General features: G+C 64.5%; 13 protein-coding genes. 6 read left to right on the top strand and 7 right to left on the bottom strand.

The features are described 5' to 3' along the window. Nucleotides 1-22: 22 nt before the first annotated feature. On the bottom strand, nucleotides 23-502 hold the full coding sequence (locus tag K2O50_RS25195; protein ID WP_028688498.1) for an RNA pyrophosphohydrolase: 480 nt from the start codon (nucleotides 500-502) through the stop codon (nucleotides 23-25). A 141-nt stretch (nucleotides 503-643) separates the two neighbouring features. Here K2O50_RS25195 and K2O50_RS25190 point away from each other — a divergent pair, with 141 nt between their 5' ends. Beyond that, nucleotides 644-1,300: an HAD family phosphatase gene (locus K2O50_RS25190; RefSeq protein ID WP_050707394.1), complete on the top strand. Its 657-nt coding sequence runs from the start codon at nucleotides 644-646 to the stop codon at nucleotides 1,298-1,300. Between the two features lie 120 nt (nucleotides 1,301-1,420). Here K2O50_RS25190 and K2O50_RS25185 read toward each other — a convergent pair whose 3' ends face one another. Together K2O50_RS25185 and ilvA are read right to left on the bottom strand one after the other, a co-directional pair. Further along, on the bottom strand, nucleotides 1,421-1,846 hold the full coding sequence (locus K2O50_RS25185) for a DUF2269 domain-containing protein (protein WP_050707393.1): 426 nt from the start codon (nucleotides 1,844-1,846) through the stop codon (nucleotides 1,421-1,423). A gap of 128 nt (nucleotides 1,847-1,974) precedes the next feature. Further along, a complete protein-coding gene (gene ilvA / locus K2O50_RS25180) occupies nucleotides 1,975-3,489 on the bottom strand; it encodes a threonine ammonia-lyase, biosynthetic (protein ID WP_050707392.1) in 1,515 nt (504 codons plus the stop codon). Between the two features lie 127 nt (nucleotides 3,490-3,616). Between ilvA and rpiA the strand changes: the two genes are divergently transcribed. Beyond that, entirely contained in the window at nucleotides 3,617-4,291 is a 675-nt protein-coding gene (gene rpiA, locus K2O50_RS25175) for a ribose-5-phosphate isomerase RpiA (RefSeq protein ID WP_050707391.1), read from the top strand. A 71-nt stretch (nucleotides 4,292-4,362) separates the two neighbouring features. On the opposite strand, the gene K2O50_RS25170 is transcribed toward rpiA, so the two are convergent. The 4 genes from K2O50_RS25170 to K2O50_RS25155 form a co-directional block, all read right to left on the bottom strand. After that, nucleotides 4,363-5,268 (bottom strand): SdiA-regulated domain-containing protein, encoded by a 906-nt coding sequence (locus K2O50_RS25170; protein ID WP_050707390.1) that lies wholly within the window; start codon nucleotides 5,266-5,268, stop codon nucleotides 4,363-4,365. A gap of 86 nt (nucleotides 5,269-5,354) precedes the next feature. Continuing rightward, complete coding sequence (locus K2O50_RS25165; RefSeq protein WP_050707389.1) at nucleotides 5,355-6,275, bottom strand: SdiA-regulated domain-containing protein; 921 nt, start codon at nucleotides 6,273-6,275, stop codon at nucleotides 5,355-5,357. 151 nt (nucleotides 6,276-6,426) lie between these two features. After that, nucleotides 6,427-7,092, bottom strand: coding sequence for a fumarylacetoacetate hydrolase family protein (locus tag K2O50_RS25160; protein WP_050707388.1), 666 nt, complete (start codon nucleotides 7,090-7,092; stop codon nucleotides 6,427-6,429). A gap of 25 nt (nucleotides 7,093-7,117) precedes the next feature. Continuing rightward, the gene (locus K2O50_RS25155) at nucleotides 7,118-8,515 is read right to left on the bottom strand and encodes an FAD-binding oxidoreductase (protein ID WP_050707387.1); all 1,398 of its coding nucleotides are present in this window, start codon (nucleotides 8,513-8,515) and stop codon (nucleotides 7,118-7,120) included. A 170-nt stretch (nucleotides 8,516-8,685) separates the two neighbouring features. Between K2O50_RS25155 and serA the strand changes: the two genes are divergently transcribed. The 4 genes from serA (at nucleotide 8,686) to K2O50_RS25135 (ending at nucleotide 13,936) form a co-directional block, all read left to right on the top strand. Then, on the top strand, nucleotides 8,686-9,915 hold the full coding sequence (serA, locus tag K2O50_RS25150; protein ID WP_050707386.1) for a phosphoglycerate dehydrogenase: 1,230 nt from the start codon (nucleotides 8,686-8,688) through the stop codon (nucleotides 9,913-9,915). Nucleotides 9,916-10,098: 183 nt separating this feature from the next. Then, nucleotides 10,099-11,157 carry a putative 2-aminoethylphosphonate ABC transporter ATP-binding protein gene (locus tag K2O50_RS25145; protein WP_050707385.1) on the top strand — a complete coding sequence of 353 codons (1,059 nt, stop codon included), beginning with the start codon at nucleotides 10,099-10,101 and terminating at the stop codon, nucleotides 11,155-11,157. Between the two features lies 1 nt (nucleotide 11,158). Then, complete coding sequence (locus K2O50_RS25140) at nucleotides 11,159-12,883, top strand: putative 2-aminoethylphosphonate ABC transporter permease subunit (RefSeq protein ID WP_050707384.1); 1,725 nt, start codon at nucleotides 11,159-11,161, stop codon at nucleotides 12,881-12,883. A 30-nt stretch (nucleotides 12,884-12,913) separates the two neighbouring features. After that, nucleotides 12,914-13,936 carry a putative 2-aminoethylphosphonate ABC transporter substrate-binding protein gene (locus tag K2O50_RS25135; RefSeq protein ID WP_050707383.1) on the top strand — a complete coding sequence of 341 codons (1,023 nt, stop codon included), beginning with the start codon at nucleotides 12,914-12,916 and terminating at the stop codon, nucleotides 13,934-13,936. Nucleotides 13,937-14,016 lie beyond the last annotated feature (80 nt).

Raw genomic sequence — 14,016 nt, 5'->3', positions numbered from 1 at the left:
GGCTCGGGGTCGGACTCCGTCGTCAGTCGCGCGTCAGCAGGCGCGGGGCTAGCTCTTTCAGGGCGCGGCGGTATACCTCGCGCTTGAATGTCACCACCTGGCCCAGCGGATACCAGTAGCTGACCCAGCGCCAGCCATCGAATTCCGGTTTGCCGGTGAGGTCCATGCGCACCCGTTGCTCGTTGCTCACAAGGCGCAGCAGGAACCACTTCTGTTTCTGGCCGATGCACAGCGGCTGGCTGTGGGTGCGCACCAGGCGCTGGGGTAAACGATAACGCAACCAGCCACGGGTGCAGGCAAGAATTTCCACGTCCTGGCGTTCCAGGCCCACTTCTTCGTTCAGCTCGCGGTACAGGGCATCTTCCGGCGTCTCGTCAGGGTTGATGCCACCCTGGGGAAACTGCCAGGCATCCTGGTTGATCCGCCGAGCCCATAGCACCTGCCCGGCATCATTCGTGAGAATGATCCCGACATTGGGGCGAAAACCATCCGGGTCGATCACGGCAGCAACCTCGCAAACGCATGTCACCGCATTGTTCCACAAAGCCTGAGCGCGCAGCAACGCGCCCGCCAAGCTTATGTGCAGCGAGGTGAAAACTCCGTATTCTGCGGGACTCTTCCGTGGCTGATGCGAGTGACCGCGATGCGCCTGGCTTTATTCGACCTGGACAATACCCTCCTCGGTGGCGATAGCGACCACGCCTGGGGCGACTACCTGTGCGAGCGGGGCATTCTCGACCCGGTCGCCTACAAGCAACGCAACGATGCCTTCTACCAGGACTACCTCAACGGCACCCTGGACATGCAGGCCTACCTGGCCTTCTCCATGGAAATCCTCGCGGCCAGCGAACCCGTGCAGCTGGAGCAGTGGCACCGCGAGTTCATGCGCGACTGCATCGAGCCGATCATCCTGCCCAGGGCCGAGGCCCTGCTGCGCCAGCACCGCGAGGCTGGCGACCAGCTGGTGATCATCACCGCCACCAACCGCTTCGTCACCGCGCCGATCGCCCGCCGCCTGGGCGTGCGCGTGCTGCTGGCGACCGAATGCGAAGCGCAGGACGGGCGCTATACCGGGCGCAGTACCGATATACCCTGTTTCCGTGAAGGCAAGGTGACGCGGCTGAACCGCTGGATGCTGGAGAACGGCTTTGACCTGGAGGACAGCTACTTCTATAGCGATTCGCTGAACGATGTGCCGTTGCTGGAGGTGGTGGCGAACCCGGTGGCGGTGGATCCGGATCCGAGGCTGCGGGCGGAGGCCGAGCGGCGGGGGTGGCCGGTCGTTTCGTTGCGCGCTTGAAGGCCTGATCGCGGGGCAAGCCCGCTCCCACGATCTGAACTGCTTCCGGGTGTTGGATCAATGTCCAATATCTTGGGCGCAACTCGATCTGGCGTGGGAGCGGGCTTGCCCCGCGATGCTTCAGACCGGCTTGGCGCCCATCAGGCCCGCGATGGACAGGAAGCAGACGCCGCTGAACAGCGCCAATGCCAAGGTGAACTTCAAACCCACGGTTTCAGCCTTGCGCATCCGGTTCAGACGCACCACCAGCCACCACACGGCAAACGCGCCCAGCGTATAGATGATGCTGGACGCCAGCACCCAGGTCTGCCCCAGCGGCCAGCCGACCAGGTGCACCAGCCACCAGCCGGTGAACGGCATGCTCACCAGGCACAACCCCATCAGCAGCCAGACGAACACCAGCGGCCGGCGCAACAGCTTGCCGTAGGCCTCGACATCGCCCTGGCGGCGGGCGCGGACAGTCCAGATCGCCAGGCCCAGGCCGCCCAGCAGCAACAGGGCGGTGGCGAGGATATGCAGGGTCTTCAGGGTGGTCAGGTGTTCCATGTCTTCATCGTCCTTCAGCAGGGTAATTCGCGCCCGTCTCTTCGCGGGTAAACCCGCTCCCACAGGTGACGCGCCAACCCTGTGGGAGCGGGTTTACCCGCGAAGGGCCATACGCCCAGCTTAGTCAGTTAACCCAAGAACAGCCGGTAGGCCGGGTTCTCGGTCTCGTCCCAATACGGATAGCCGATCTTGGCCAGCGCCGCCGGCACCAGGTGGCGCTCCTCCTCTGGTACCTGCAGGCCCGCGACCACGCGGCCATCGGCGGCGCCATGGTTGCGGTAGTGGAACATCGAGATGTTCCAGCGCCCGCCCAGCTTGTTGAGGAAGTTGAACAGCGCGCCCGGGCGCTCGGGGAACTCGAAGCGCAGCACCATCTCGTCGCTGGCCCCGGCCGAGTGGCCGCCGACCATGTGGCGGATGTGCAGCTTGGCCAGCTCGTTGTCGGTCAGGTCGGTGACCGGGAAGCCTTGCTCGGTCAACTGCTGGACCAACGCCGCGCGCGGGTCGGTTTCCGGGTGGGTCTGCACGCCGACGAAGATATGCGCCTCGTCCGAGGTGTGCTTGCGGTAGTTGAATTCGGTGATCTGGCGTTTGCCGATGGCCTCGCAGAAGGCCTTGAAGCTGCCCGGGCGCTCCGGAATGGTCACGGCGATGATCGCCTCGCGCTTCTCGCCCAGCTCGGCGCGCTCGGCGACATGGCGCAGACGGTCGAAATTGACGTTGGCGCCCGAATCGATGGCCACCAGGGTCTGCCCGGCGACGCCCTTGAGCTCGACGTACTTCTTGATACCGGCCACGCCCAGCGCTCCGGCAGGTTCGGTGATCGAGCGGGTATCGTCGTAGATATCCTTGATCGCCGCGCAGATCTCGTCGGTGCTGACGGTGATCACCTCGTCCACATGGTGACGGCAGATGTCGAAGGTGTGCTGGCCGATCTGCGCCACCGCCACGCCATCGGCGAACAGCCCGACCTGCGGCAGCACCACGCGCTCGCCCGCGGCCATGGCGGCCTGCAGGCAGTTGGAGTCATCCGGCTCGACGCCGATCACCTTGATCTCGGGGCGCAGGTACTTCACGTAGGCGGCGATGCCGGCGATCAGCCCGCCGCCGCCGACCGGCACGAAAATCGCGTCCAGCTTGCCCGGGTGCTGGCGCAGGATTTCCATGGCCACCGTGCCTTGCCCGGCAATGGTGTGCGGATCGTCGTAGGGATGGATGTAGACGAAGCCCTTTTCCTCCACCAGCTTCAGCGAGTAGGCCAGCGCCTCGGGGAAAGTGTCACCGTGCAGCACCACCTTGCCGCCCCGGGAGCGCACGCCTTCGATCTTGATCTCCGGGGTGGTCTTGGGCATGACGATGGTCGCCTTGATCCCCAGCTCCCGCGCCGCCAGGGCCAGGCCCTGGGCGTGGTTGCCGGCGGAGGCTGTGACCACGCCGCGGGCCAGTTCCTCGGTGCTCAGTTGCGCGAGTTTATTGTAGGCCCCGCGGATCTTGAACGAGAACACCGGCTGCAGGTCCTCGCGCTTGAGCAGCACCGTGTTGCCCAGGCGCTTGCTCAACTGCCCGGCACTGTGCAGCGGGGTTTCGACGGCAACGTCGTAGACGCGCGAGGTGAGGATCTTCTTGACGTACTGTTCGAGCATCGGAAAGCATCACTGGGCCGCGGGACAAGGGCTGGGAGTCTACCGCAGCGCCACGTCGGGCGACCACAGCAAAGCCGCGGGAGCCGTTATACTAGGCAATTTCCGCCCAGCCCCTCCCGGAGCCCGCATGACCCAGGACCAACTCAAACAGGCCGTCGCCCAGGCCGCCGTCGATCTCATCCTGCCGAAACTGCATGAGAAAAGCGTCGTCGGCGTCGGTACCGGTTCGACCGCCAACTTCTTCATCGACGCCCTGGCCCAGCACAAGACCGCCTTCGACGGCGCCGTCGCCAGCTCCGAGGCCACCGCCCAGCGCCTGAAGGGCCATGGCATCCCGGTCTACGAGCTGAACAGCGTCAGCGAGCTGGAGTTCTATGTCGACGGCGCCGACGAAAGCGACGCTCACCTGAACCTGATCAAGGGCGGCGGGGCGGCCCTGACCCGCGAGAAGATCGTCGCGGCGGTGGCCAAGACCTTCATCTGCATCGCCGACGCCAGCAAGCTGGTGCCGGTGCTGGGCGCCTTCCCGCTGCCGGTCGAGGTGATTCCGATGGCCCGCAGCCATGTGGCGCGCCAGCTGGTCAAGCTGGGCGGCGACCCGGTCTACCGTGAAGGCGTGGTGACCGACAACGGCAACGTCATCCTGGATGTGCACAACCTGCAGATCACCAACCCGGTGGAGCTGGAGAGCCAGATCAACGCCATCGTCGGCGTGGTCACCAATGGCCTGTTCGCGGCGCGTCCGGCGGATGTGCTGCTGCTGGGGACCGCTGAAGGCGTGAAGACCCTCAAGGCCGAGTGAGCCTCATCGCGGGGCAAGCCCGCTCCCACGGTGGGAGCGGGCTTGCCCCGCGATAGCGTCAGCCCAGGCAATCAATCGGCCGGCTGCTTGAACACATAGAACAGGTTCGGCTCGCTGACCAGGTAGATGGTCCCGGCGTCGTCCATCGCAATTCCCTCTGCCTGCGGCACCGTCTGTTTCAAGCCCTGGAACCCCTTGCGCAGCGACAGCGTGCTCAATGGCCTGCCCTTCACATCCAGCTCCAGCACCAGTCGCGACTCGTCCGACAGCGCCAGCAGGTGCCCGCTGCGTTCGTCGAACTGCAGGCTCGACAGGTCCCTCACGAACAACCGCCGGTCACGCTTGCGATCCTGCACCACATGCACGGCATAGGGTTTGTCGGGGTTGTCATGGGGAAAACCGTGCACCTCGTAGATCATCATCGGGTCGCGTTCCTTGGCCACGAACAGGCGCTTGCCCGCCGAGTCGTAGGCCAGACCCTCGAAACCTTTGTTGCCGTTGAGGCCAATGCCCAGGGACAACTGCTCGGCATCGTTGGCGTCCAGGAACAGGGTGTCGTCGTCCAGGCGCACGCGAATCAGCCGCTGCTGGCGCTCGTCGGTGATCACGTAGCTGTTGGGCCCCACATACTCCACCGCCTCGGGGTCGCCGAAACCGGTCAACGGCACGCGGCGCAGGATGCGGCCGTCCAACGACAGCTCGATCAGCTCCGAGCGGGCATTGGTGACGGTGAACAGGCTCTTGCGGTCGGGGTCGTAGGTAAGCGCCGAAATGTCGTCGTCCAGCCCGACGATGGGCTGTGCTTCGATCGCCACCTGGTAGTGGTCCAGGCCGATGCTCTGCTCGGCCGGCTGCCACCAGGTCTTGAGGTTGAACCAGCCGCGCTCGAACAGGCGGAACTCATGCCCGGCGGCGCCCAGGACGAGCAGGGCAACAAGCACGATGAAGGCGAAGATCAGGCGAAGGTGGCGGCGCATGCGGTCGGACTCGGCGAAAGGAGCACGTATCTAACCACTATCAACTGAAGCAAAGCTTAATGCCATCATCAGACCAATCTGACCGATCAGGGCTTCCTGAAGCGATAGAACAGATTGGGCTCGCTGACGATATACAGGTTGCCCTGGTCATCCATCGCCACGCCTTCGGCCCGAGGGATGGTGTCAGCCAAGCCATTGAAGCCGCCCAACAAGGTCATGAAGCTGACCTGCTCACCTTTCTCATCCAGCTCGAGCAGCATGTTGGAGTCCGCCGACAGTGCCAGCAGGTGCCCGGTGCGCGGGTCGATGCCCAGCGCGGACAGGTTGCGCAGGTCCAGCTCGTCGCTGGGCAGCGGCTGCTTTTCGCCCTTGAGCGGGCCGTGGCCATCGGTGCTCCAGATGAACAGCTTCGGTGGCCGCTCGGCGCCGATGATCAGGCGCTGGCGGATTTGGTCCCAGGCAATGGCTTCGAAGCCCTTGTTGCCATCCTCGGTATCGCCCAGGTCATAGGGCTGGTAGTCGGCGCGGTTCAGCGACGTCGTGGCGGCATCCACCTTGACCAGTGTCAGGTCGTGATTGCGCTCGTCGACAATGGCGATCTGGCCGTCCTCAAGCACCGCCACGCCTTCCGGGTTGGACCAGCCAACCAGGGCAATCTTGCGCAACACATCGCCATCGAGGGTGAGTTCGACCAGGAACGGATGTTTGCCCATGACCGAGAACAACGTCCGGGTGTGCGGATTGAACGCCAGGTCCGAAGCCTCGTCGCGCTCCATGCCCGGCAACGGTTTGGCATCGATGTCGGCCACGTAGTCTGGCAACCAGATACTTTCCTGGCGCTCGGCCTGGCTTTCGAAACCTTCCTTTATCCACAGCAGGCCACGGTCATCCCAGTGCATGGCCACCACCAGGCCATAGGCGATGATCGCCAGCGCAATTATCCACAGCGACCAGCGGGTGATCAGGCGTCGCTTTGGCGGAAGGGATGCGCTGGAAGGGTTGGTCATCGATCGGAGATCCTGAAAGTAGGCGGCAGCGTGCTCGCCACTGTCGGCAAATGAAGGTTAATAGAGGAATTATCCGGATCAATTGTGAAAAAAACGACAAATCCCGGCGGAACAGTCAGCGACGACGGCGTTGCACCGTCGTCGCCCGGAGTCAAAGCACCCGGCCTTCGAACCGGCTTGCGCCGGGAAGTTCCAGCACCAGCTCATCGCCGACATTGAACGGCCCCACGCCCGCCGGGGTACCGGTGAGGATGACATCGCCGGCCTGCAGGGAGAAGTGCGTGGCCATGTGCTGGATCATCGGTACGATCGGGTTGAGCATCAGCGCGCTGTTGCCGTCCTGGCGCACCTCGCCGTTGATGGTCAGGCGGATGCCGATGTCTGTCAGGTCCTCGAAGGTGCCGGCCGACACGAACGGCGGCAGCACGCAGGCGCCGTCAAAGCACTTGGCCAGCTCCCAGGGCAGGCCCTTTTCCTTCAGTTTCGCCTGCACATCACGCAGGGTCAGGTCCAGCGCCGGGGCAAAGCCGGAGATGGCGTCGAGCACCTCTTCCTCGGAAGGGTGGGTGGACAGGGGTTTGCCCAGCAGCACGGCGATCTCCGCCTCGTAGTGCACCGAACCGCGCTCGGTCGGGATCTTGAAGCCGCCTTCCAGGGGCACCACGCAGCTGCCGGGCTTGATGAACAACAGCGGCTCGCTGGGAATGGGGTTGTCCAGTTCCTTGGCATGCTCGGCGTAGTTGCGGCCGATGCACACCACCTTGCCCAGCGGGAAGTGGATGCGCGTGCCGTCTACGTACTGGTGCTGGTAACTCATGGCCGACTCCTGTGAATACTGCTTTTTATTCGGGAGCGAAGATCTTACCCGGATTCATGATGCCGTTCGGGTCGAACACCGCCTTGATCGCCTTCATGCAGGCGATTTCCTCCGGCGAGCGGCTGTAGCCCAGGTAGTCGCGCTTGGTCATGCCCACGCCATGCTCGGCGGAGATCGAGCCGTTGTAGCGTTCGACGATCTCGAACACCCACTTGTTGACCTTGGCACAGGAGGCGAAGAAGTCGTCCTTGGTCATGTGGTCGGGCTTGAGGATGTTCAGGTGCAGGTTGCCGTCGCCGATATGGCCGTACCAGACCACTTCGTAGTCCGGGTAGTGCTCGCCGACGATGGCGTCGATATCGCGCAGGAAGGCCGGCACCTTCGATACGGTGACCGAGATGTCGTTCTTGTACGGTGTCCAGTGCGAGATGGTCTCGGACAGGTACTCGCGCAGCTTCCACAGGTTCTTCAGCTGGGTCTCGCTCTGGCTCATCACGCCATCGAGCACCCAGCCCTGCTCGACGCAGTGCTCGAAGGTGGCCAGGGCTTCGTTGGCCACTTCCTCGGTACTGGCTTCGAACTCCAGCAGGGCATAGAACGGGCAGTCGGTTTCGAACGGCGCGGGCACATCGCCCCGGGCGAGGATCCTGGCCAGGCCCTTGTCGGAAAAGAACTCGAAGGCCGTCAGGTCGAGCTTGCCCTGGAAGGCGTGCAGCACCGGCATGATCGCGTCGAAATCGGGGGTGCCCAGGACCATGGCGGTGAGGTTGCGCGGCGCGCGGTCCAGGCGCATGGTCGCCTCGACCACGAAGCCCAGGGTGCCTTCGGCGCCGATGAACAGCTGGCGCAGGTCGTAGCCGGTGGCGTTCTTGATCAGGTCCCTGTTCAGCTCGAGCAGCTCACCCTTGCCGGTGACCACCTTCAGCCCGGCCACCCAGTTGCGGGTCATGCCATAGCGAATCACCTTGATCCCGCCGGCGTTGGTACCGATATTGCCGCCGATCTGGCTGGAGCCGCTCGAGGCGAAGTCCACCGGGTAGTAAAGCCCCTGGTCCTCGGCGAACTGCTGCAACTGGCGGGTGACGACCCCTGGCTGGCAGACCACGGTACGGTCGAATTCGTTGAAGGCGAGGATCTGGTTCATGTAGTCGAAGGCCACCACCACCTCGCCATGGGCGGCCACGGCGGCGCCCGACAGCCCGGTACGCCCGCCCGACGGCACCAGGGCGACCTTGTGCCGGTTGGCCCAGCGCACGATGGCCTGCACCTGCTCGACGGACTTGGGGAAGACGATGGCGCTTGGCGCCGGCGGGTAGTGCTTGGTCCAGTCCTTGCCGTAGGCCTCGAGCGAGGCCGGGTCGGTGAGGACCTTGCCAGGGTCGACCAGGGTCATCAGCTCATCAATTACCACGGACTGGGTCATCGCTGGAACTCTCGACTTATTCATAGTCACCCTGAGCACGCTTCACCTGTCGGGATAAGCTCAGGTTGTGTCGCGTATGCTAGCATAGCCCTCCCGCCGTTCGTGCTAAGGCCGACGCCGCGCCGCTTTACCCTCCTCGCCATTTTTCTCCGGGATACAGGTTTACGCAGATGAGCAAGACTTCTCTCGACAAGAGCAAGATCAGGTTCCTTCTTCTTGAAGGTGTGCACCAGAACGCGGTCGATACCCTCAAGGCTGCCGGCTACACCAACATCGAATACCTCACTGGTTCGCTGCCGGAAGCCGAGCTGAAGGAAAAGATCGCCGATGCCCACTTCATCGGCATCCGTTCGCGCACCCAACTGACCGAAGAGATCTTCGACTGCGCGAAGAAACTGGTCGCGGTCGGCTGCTTCTGCATCGGCACCAACCAGGTCGACCTGGAAGCGGCCCGCGAGCGCGGTATCGCCGTGTTCAACGCCCCTTACTCGAACACCCGTTCGGTGGCCGAGCTGGTGCTGGCCGAAGCCATCCTGCTGCTGCGCGGCATCCCCGAGAAGAACGCTTCCTGCCACCGTGGCGGCTGGATCAAGAGTGCGGCCAACTCCTTCGAGATCCGTGGCAAGAAGCTGGGTATCGTCGGCTACGGCTCGATCGGCACCCAGCTGTCGGTCCTGGCCGAAAGCCTGGGCATGCAGGTGTACTTCTTCGACCCGCTGACCAAGCTGCCGCTGGGCAACGCAGTACAGGTCACCAGCCTGCACGAGCTGCTGGGCCTGGCCGACATCGTCTCGCTGCACGTGCCTGAGCTGCCGTCCACCCAGTGGATGATCGGCGAGAAGGAAATCCGCGCGATGAAGAAGGGCTCGATCCTGATCAACGCCGCCCGTGGCACCGTGGTCGAGCTGGACCACCTGGCCGCCGCGATCAAGGACAAGCACCTGATCGGCGCTGCCATCGACGTGTTCCCGGTCGAGCCACGCTCCAACGACGAAGAGTTCGAAAGCCCGCTGCGCGGCCTGGACAACGTGATCCTGACCCCGCACATCGGTGGTTCCACCGCCGAGGCCCAGGCCAACATCGGCCTGGAAGTGGCCGAGAAACTGGTCAAGTACAGCGATAACGGTACCTCCGTGTCGTCGGTCAACTTCCCGGAAGTGGCCCTGCCGGCCCACCCAGGCAAGCACCGCCTGCTGCACATCCACGAAAACATCCCGGGCGTGCTCAGCGAGATCAACAAGGTGTTCGCCGAAAACGCCATCAACATCTCCGGTCAGTTCCTGCAGACCAACGAGAAGGTGGGCTACGTGGTCATCGACGTCGACGCCGAGTACTCGGACCTGGCCCAGGAGAAACTGCAGCACGTGAAGGGCACCATCCGCTCGCGCGTACTGTTCTGAGTTTCACTGCGTCATGAAAAGGGAGGCCCTGGTGGTCTCCCTTTTTTATTCGGCTAACGCCTGAAAACTGGATGGCCACTACAAAAATTCACCAATACCACTATCACTCGTTTTTGCCCCCTCGCCACACAACCGTCTCACAGCCTTCCTAGCATGGCCCCATCTCTTTGATGAGGCCTTGCCATGAACAACGCCACTCCAGGCGCACAGATGAAAGTGCGCGGTATCCACAAGCGCTTTGGCGCCTTCACCGCACTCAACGACGTCTCCCTCGACGTCGCCGCCGGCGAGCTGGTGTGCCTGCTCGGCCCGTCGGGCTGTGGCAAGACCACCCTGCTGCGCTGCATCGCCGGGCTCGAGCGCCAGGACCGCGGGACGCTGTACATCGGCGACCGCGATATCTCCGAGCTGCCACCCCAGGCCCGTGACTACGGCATCCTGTTCCAGTCCTACGCCCTGTTCCCCAACCTCACCGTCGAAGCCAACATCGCCTACGGCCTGACCGGCAACAACCGCGAGGCCTCGCGCCAGAGAGTCGGTGAAATGCTCGAACTGGTCGGCCTTGCCGGCAGCGAGAAGAAGTACCCCGGCCAGCTGTCCGGCGGCCAGCAACAACGCGTGGCCCTGGCCCGCGCCCTGGCGCCTTCGCCGTCGCTGCTGCTGCTCGACGAGCCGATGTCGGCGCTGGACGCCCGTGTGCGCGAGCACCTGTGTACCGAACTGCGCCAGTTGCAGCGCCAGCTGGGTATCACCACGCTGATGGTCACCCATAACCAGGACGAGGCCATGCTGATGGCCGACCGCATCGCCGTGATGAACAACGGCCAGGTCGAGCAGTACGCCACGCCCCAGGAAATCTACGACCAGCCGGCCACGCCGTTCGTCGCCGAATTCGTCGGCCAGGGCAACTGGCTGCCGTTCCAGCGCAGCGGCGACAGCCATGCCCAGGTCGGCGGCCTGCACATGCGCCTGGCGGCCAATGCCGCCGGTGCCAGCAGCGGCCGGCTGTTCTGCCGGCCCGAGGCGATCACCGTCAACCCGGTGGTACACGAGGAAAACCTGTTCCCGGCGAAGGTCCGCGAGATCACCTTCCTCGGCAACCGCTGCCGCATGAGCTTCGAGTTCAAGGCCCTGCCGGGCCACGCGTTGCTCGCGGAGTTGGCGCCAGAGGCGATGCCGCGCCTGGGTTCGCAGGACATCTGGGTGGCGCTGCCGCCGCAGAGCCTGCAGGTGTTCGCCTGAGATGGCCGCGCCGATGACCCTGCCGCTCACCGCCGCCAAGGCCGCACCTCGCAGCGGTGTCGCCCTGGGGGACCGCCTGTTCGTGGTCGGTGGCAAGAGCCTGCTGCTGATCCTGCTGGTGCTGGCGGTGCTGATGCCGCTGCTGGCGATCTTCTGGCGCGGCTTCAGCGCCGAAGCCGGGCAGGGCGGCGGACTGCCGGCTGCCCGTGAGCTGTTCGCCAGCGAGAACTTCCACTGGCTGCTCGGCAACAGCCTGTCGGTGGCGTTCACCGTCGCCGCCATCGTCGTGCCGCTGGCCTACCTGTTCGCCTATGCCCTGCAACGCACGCTGATCCCGGCCAAGGGCCTGTGGCGCGGCATCTCGCTGCTGCCGCTGCTGGCGCCATCGATGCTGCCGGCCATCGCGCTGGTGTACCTGTTCGGCAACCAAGGCCTGCTGCGTGGGCTGTTCAGCGACAATATCTACGGTTTCTGGGGCATCGTTCTCGGCGAGGCCATCTACACCTTCCCCCACGCCCTGATGATCCTGCTTTCGGCGCTGTCGCTGGCCGACGCACGGCTGTTCGACGCTGCCTCAAGCATGGGGGCGGGGCCGGCGCGGGCATTCTTCAGCATCACCTGGCCGGCCACGCGCCAGGCGGTGTTCGCCGCGTTCTGCCTGGTGTTCACCCTGACCATCACCGACTTCGGCGTGCCTGTCGTGGTGGGTGGGGATTATCAGGTACTGGCCCTGGAAGCCTACAAGGCGGTGGTTGGTCAGCAACAGTTCGGTCGCGGCGCGCTGATCGGCATGGTGCTGCTGGTACCGGCACTGCTCAGCTTCACCGTCGATGCCTGGCTGCGCCGCCGCCAGGGCGAGGCCATGAGCGGCCGCGCCCAGGTGTTCGAGCCCAAGCCGTCGCGGCTGCGCGATGGCTGCTTCCTGGCCATCGTGCTGCTGGTGTGCGCGGCACTGCTGGCGGTGATCGGCATGGCGGTGTACTCGTCGTTGGTCAAGTTCTGGCCGTACAACCTGTCGCTGTCGCTCAAGCACTACATGTTCGAGGACACCGCCGGTGGCGGCTGGCTGGCTTACCGCAACAGCGTGACCATGGCCATCGGCACCGCGCTGGTAGGCAGTGTGGTGGTCTTCACCGGTGCCTACCTGATGGAGAAGGCCCAAGGGCAGCGCCTGCTCAACCAGCTGCTGCGCTTGCTGAGCTTTATCCCGATGGCGGTGCCTGGCCTGGTGCTGGGCCTGGGCTACGTGTTCTTCTTCAACCTCAACGGCAACCCGCTGCATGTGTTCTACGGCAGCATGGCGCTGCTGGTGGTGTGCACCATCGCCCACTACCTGACCACCGCGCAGATGACCGCCACCACGGCCCTGCGCCAGCTCGATGGCGAGTTCGAGGCCGTCGCGCTGTCGCTCAAGGCACCGCTGTACAAGCATTTCATGCGGGTCACCGTGCCGATCTGCCTGCCGGCGCTGCTGGACATCATCCGCTACCTGTTCGTCTCGGCGATGACCACCGTGTCGGCGGCGATCTTTCTATACAGCCCCGACACCATCCTCGCCGCCGTCGCCGTGCTGAACATGGACGACGCCGGCAACGTCGGCGGCGCCGCCGCCATGTCGACCCTGATCCTGCTCACCAGCGCCGCCGCATCCTTGCTGCTGGCCGGTGCCTCACGCGGCCTGCTGCGCCGCTCCCAGGCCTGGCGCCAGCGCGCCCCAGGCCATTGACCGACTGCCCACACTGATAGGAACCGCATCATGTTCAAGCCCCTCGCACTTGCCGCTGCCGTATCCGCCGTCTTCAGCCTGCAGGCCTCGGCCGCGACCCAGCTGACGGTCTACACCGCCCTCGAGGCCGAGCAGCTCAAGAGCTACAAGCAGGCCTTCGAAAAGGCCAACCCCGACATCGAGATCAAGTGGGTGCGCGACTCCACCGGCATCATCACCGCCAAGCTGCTGGCCGAGAAGGACCGTCCGCAGGCCGACGCGGTGTGGGGCCTGGCCGCTTCCAGCCTGGCCATCCTCGACCAGAACGGCATGCTCGAAGCCTATGCGCCGAAGGACCTGGGCAAGATCTCGCCCAACTACCGCGACGCCGCCAACCCGCCGGCCTGGGTGGGCATGGACGTGTGGGCCGCGACCATCTGCTTCAACACCGTCGAGGCCGAGAAGCAGGGCCTGAGCAAGCCGGTGAGCTGGCAGGACCTGACCAAGCCTGAGTACAAGGGCAAGATCGTCATGCCCAACCCGGCCTCGTCCGGCACCGGCTTCCTGGATGTGAGCGCCTGGCTGCAGACCTTCGGCGAACCGCAGGGCTGGGCCTACATGGATGCGCTGCACCAAAACATCGGCCAGTACGTTCATTCCGGCTCCAAGCCGTGCAAGCTGGCGGCCGCCGGTGAATTCCCGATCGGCATCTCGTTCGAGTACCCGGCCGTGCAGCTCAAGCGCCAGGGCGCGCCGCTGGATATCGTGCTGCCCAAGGAAGGCCTGGGCTGGGAGATCGAAGCTACCGCAGTGATCAAGGGCTCGCCAAAGGCCGATGCCGCCAGGCGTCTGGCTGACTTTTCCGCCAGCCCCGCGGCCATGGAGCTGTACAAGGAGAACTTCGCCGTGCTCGCCGCGCCGGGCATCGCCAAGCCGCAGACCGAGTTGCCGGCGGACTACGAGCAGCGCCTGATCAAGAACGACTTCGCCTGGGCCTCGAAGAACCGCGACGAGATCCTCAGCGAGTGGCGCAAGCGCTATGACGGCAAGTCGGAAAAGGTCGCGCAACAGTAACGCGTCGACCTCATTGGTGGGTATGCCCGCTCTAATGGAACAAAAACATAGTTCCTTGATTTGACTGGGGAAACGTGGGA

Source organism: Pseudomonas sp. 2hn, assembly GCF_019646095.1.
Classification (GTDB): domain Bacteria; phylum Pseudomonadota; class Gammaproteobacteria; order Pseudomonadales; family Pseudomonadaceae; genus Aquipseudomonas; species Aquipseudomonas peradeniyensis.
Note: the sequence above shows the minus strand (reverse complement) of the source record. Positions and strands in the feature narration are given on the sequence as shown.

Excerpts from the sequence above, each read along its gene's own strand:
- K2O50_RS25190 (WP_050707394.1), top strand. The coding sequence starts at position 644 with ATGCGCCTGGCTTTATTCGACCTGGACAATACCCTCCTCGGTGGCGAT.
- K2O50_RS25185 (WP_050707393.1), bottom strand. The coding sequence starts at position 1,846 with ATGGAACACCTGACCACCCTGAAGACCCTGCATATCCTCGCCACCGCC.
- ilvA (WP_050707392.1), bottom strand. The coding sequence starts at position 3,489 with ATGCTCGAACAGTACGTCAAGAAGATCCTCACCTCGCGCGTCTACGAC.
- rpiA (WP_050707391.1), top strand. The coding sequence starts at position 3,617 with ATGACCCAGGACCAACTCAAACAGGCCGTCGCCCAGGCCGCCGTCGAT.
- K2O50_RS25170 (WP_050707390.1), bottom strand. The coding sequence starts at position 5,268 with ATGCGCCGCCACCTTCGCCTGATCTTCGCCTTCATCGTGCTTGTTGCC.
- K2O50_RS25165 (WP_050707389.1), bottom strand. The coding sequence starts at position 6,275 with ATGACCAACCCTTCCAGCGCATCCCTTCCGCCAAAGCGACGCCTGATC.
- K2O50_RS25160 (WP_050707388.1), bottom strand. The coding sequence starts at position 7,092 with ATGAGTTACCAGCACCAGTACGTAGACGGCACGCGCATCCACTTCCCG.
- K2O50_RS25155 (WP_050707387.1), bottom strand. The coding sequence starts at position 8,515 with ATGACCCAGTCCGTGGTAATTGATGAGCTGATGACCCTGGTCGACCCT.
- serA (WP_050707386.1), top strand. The coding sequence starts at position 8,686 with ATGAGCAAGACTTCTCTCGACAAGAGCAAGATCAGGTTCCTTCTTCTT.
- K2O50_RS25145 (WP_050707385.1), top strand. The coding sequence starts at position 10,099 with ATGAACAACGCCACTCCAGGCGCACAGATGAAAGTGCGCGGTATCCAC.
- K2O50_RS25140 (WP_050707384.1), top strand. The coding sequence starts at position 11,159 with ATGGCCGCGCCGATGACCCTGCCGCTCACCGCCGCCAAGGCCGCACCT.
- K2O50_RS25135 (WP_050707383.1), top strand. The coding sequence starts at position 12,914 with ATGTTCAAGCCCCTCGCACTTGCCGCTGCCGTATCCGCCGTCTTCAGC.